3 protein-coding genes and 1 pseudogene are annotated in these 3,182 nt (G+C 47.5%); all 4 read right to left on the reverse strand.

Annotated elements, in window-relative coordinates:
• A pseudogene (rph, locus tag C1T29_RS17775) lies at positions 1-607 on the reverse strand (ribonuclease PH); the annotation flags it as partial.
• Between the two features lie 125 nt (positions 608-732).
• A complete protein-coding gene (locus C1T29_RS17780) occupies positions 733-1,842 on the reverse strand; it encodes a GerMN domain-containing protein (protein WP_039072902.1) in 1,110 nt (369 codons plus the stop codon).
• Between the two features lie 152 nt (positions 1,843-1,994).
• Complete coding sequence (gene racE / locus C1T29_RS17785; RefSeq protein ID WP_096748267.1) at positions 1,995-2,813, reverse strand: glutamate racemase; 819 nt, start codon at positions 2,811-2,813, stop codon at positions 1,995-1,997.
• A 7-nt stretch (positions 2,814-2,820) separates the two neighbouring features.
• Positions 2,821-3,182, reverse strand: a 362-nt coding sequence (locus C1T29_RS17790) for a MarR family winged helix-turn-helix transcriptional regulator (RefSeq protein ID WP_208945510.1), incomplete at its 5' end; no start/stop codon positions are given.

A 3,182-nucleotide genomic window follows, 5' to 3' on the forward strand; every position in this document is an offset into this window, starting at 1 on the left:
CCCTGAAGTGCGACAAAGCGGCCTGCTCCTGTCATGACGCCGGTCATATCCACCTCTCCGCAGAATCTTCCTGGTAGTTCAAATCAAGGATTAATCCTTTTTCCTTATCGATTCCCACTGAAGTGGCAGCCAAAAAGTCAGTGATCGGCATCGCCTTCAGCGTGCCTTTTTCGACAAGTCTTCCGACGGCAAGCGCCATGGCCGTAAATGCTCCGGTGATCGACGCGGTTCTCGTGCCTCCGTCAGCCTGAATGACGTCGCAGTCGATCCAGATCGTCCGCTCACCGAGCTTTTCCAAATCAACGACCGCCCGCAAAGCTCGTCCGATCAGCCGCTGAATTTCCATCGTCCGCCCGGAGATTTTCCCTTTTGACGATTCCCTGATCGTCCTTTGGTTCGTGGCCCGCGGCAGCATGCTGTATTCCGCGGTGATCCAGCCCTTCCCTTCTCCTCTCAAAAAGGGCGGTACGCGGTCTTCCACAGACGCGTTGCATATCACCTTTGTCCCGCCGACTGTGATCAGGACCGATCCCTCGGGATGCGTAATGAAGTCGAGGTCCATTGTGACAGGGCGCAGTTCATTGTTTTCTCTTCCATCGTATCTCATTTTTTACCTCCGATTGTATGTACATAAACCTTTCACAATCATTCTGCTCTTCCAAAAAGCTGAATAAAGAAAGAGGCAGCTTTAATCGCTTACCTCTTTTTTTATAGTATATCAAAAATCTCTGCTTAAAAACTACCTGTGTTCACCTTGCTCGGTCTTGAAACCGGCTTGGAAAGCTTTTCTCCTTTTTCATTGACGAGCTCGGATTTTCCGTTCACAGTAACCGACACACTTTTCACATCAGGCAGTTCGGTTAATGTCAGCACAATACTATTTAACACTTCATCCGATATCACTTTCTTCTCGCCGTCGGCGCTCCCGTAGATCGCTTCGTTAAAGTCGAGAGTCACATGGCCGTCTTCAATCTTCGGCTCGTTTTCAAGCTTGACATCGCCCTGGAAATCGGAAAGCAGGCCGCTTTTATTGCCCGGTCCTTCCGTCAGCTCTTTAATCGCCGCCGTCACCTGGTCTTTTTCTTTTGCAGACGTCCGTTTCGTTACAGGAACATAGTATGTGCCTTTGTCCGATTCAGCCAAATAATAGACGGTGACCGGCTGTGTCGCTGTTATATCGGTCACACCCGCCGTATCGAGGTTGATGCCGTCCTCGCGGCTGAGATCTTCTGAAATCGGCGTGCCGTTAACAGGCATTTCTTTCAAATCATGGCCGTTCATGCGGATCTTCACTTTATCAATCGAGTTAAACTGTGTTAACGTCCATGTAATCGCCTGTACGATTTTTTGCTCGTCTTCTGCTTTATAGTTTTTAAATTCATTTGAAAAGTCAGCGATCGCTGTTCCGTCTTCTTTAATATCAACATTGACCGCTGTATCCGCCGGCAGCACGGCTCTGAATCCGTTTGGCATGATGTTTGAAACAGGGCCGCCTTCAACGAGGTATTCAAGCGCTTGTTTAGCCGTACCTTCCTGCTTTGGCAGCGGCAGCGTCTGCGCTGTCACATAGCCGTTCTTATCAATGAGATAAAGCTCTCTCATGACCGTATCGCTCGTTTGAGCCGCTTTATCGTCGCTTGTCGTTTTGCTGCCTTTGTCTTCTGTTTTATCTTTGGTTTTGTCTGTTTTGTCTTGCTCCTTCTCCTCTTTTACATATGTGATGTCCTGCGGCGGATCTATCTCCTCTGAGGCTTGATCTGACTGAAATATTCCGCACCCGGAAAGAAGCAGCGCGGAGGCCGTAACCGAAACCGCGATTCCTTTCATTCCTTTTTTCAGCATACTTTTCCCTCCTAAGGCAGTTTGTACTATTATGTATACGAGCCCGTTTTTGAATTAGACCGCTTTTTAAAAAAATCCCTCTGAATACAAAAAACCTTTTCTTTTAAAGAAAAGGCTCATGAAAAAAGCTGCCGTTTGCTTGTGCGGCAGCTTTATTTTATAGCGGTTTCCTGAAGAGAAATGCTTTCCACATTTTTCACTTCGTATCCAAACCAATCATTTGCAATTTTTGTGAAGCGGGCGCGCTCCCCGGTTGTTAAAAACAAGTGTTCCGGCGGTTCACCCGTTTTGCTTAATAAACTATTGTATGACAAGATCGTGCTGACTTCCCTGGCCGTTTCATCTCCGGAGGAAATGATGTTGACGCGCTCTCCCATATAGCGCTGAATCGGCTCTTTTAAAATCGGATAATGCGTGCATCCGAGAATCAGTGTATCGATTGATGAATCCCTGAGCGGGTGCAGTGACGACCTGACGATTTCATCAGCCGTCTCATCCAAAAATTTACCGCTTTCCACAAACGGGACAAACATCGGGCAAGCCAGATTTTCTACCGTTAAATCTCCGTTCAGCGAAAGAAGCGCTTCTTCATATGCGCCGCTTTTGATCGTGTTTTCTGTTCCGATCACGCCGATTCGCTGGTTCTCCGTCACTTTAATCGCGGTTCTGGCTCCGGGCTGCACAACGCCGATGACCGGGATCGCGACTTCTCTGCTGATTTCTTCAAGTGCGATGGCCGTCGCTGTATTGCAGGCGATCACGAGCATTTTAATATGGTGGCGGGATAACAAATAATTTGTCATTTCCCATGTATATGACAGGACTTCTTTTCTGTCCCGGGGTCCGTACGGACACCTTTTCGTATCTCCAAGATATATAATTTTTTCTTTCGGCAGCTGCCTCATGATTTCTTTTGCAACGGTTAAACCGCCGACTCCCGAATCGATGACTCCTATCGGTTGATCCAACAAAATCGCCTCATTTTCTGTTCATTTCCTGCTGAAGTTTAATTAATAATTTTTCAAATGCGGCTGTTTCTTCCTCGGAAAACGCCTCTAACATGTCTTCCAAATAGTCCTGCCTTTTTTGAATGACCTCCTGGATGATCCGCTCTCCTTCCGAGAGAAGATGAATGCGGACTACGCGCCTGTCGGACGGATCTTTCACCCGTTCAACGAGGTTGTTTTTCTCCATTCGGTCAATTAAATCCGTCGTGGTGCTGCACGCCAAGTACATCTTTTGTGATAACTCGCCGATCGTCATATCCCCGTATTCATACAGCCATTGAAGACCGACAAACTGGGGAGGGGTAATCGTATATTGGGTGAGAATTTCTCTTC

Source organism: Bacillus sp. MBGLi79 (genome assembly GCF_002953915.1).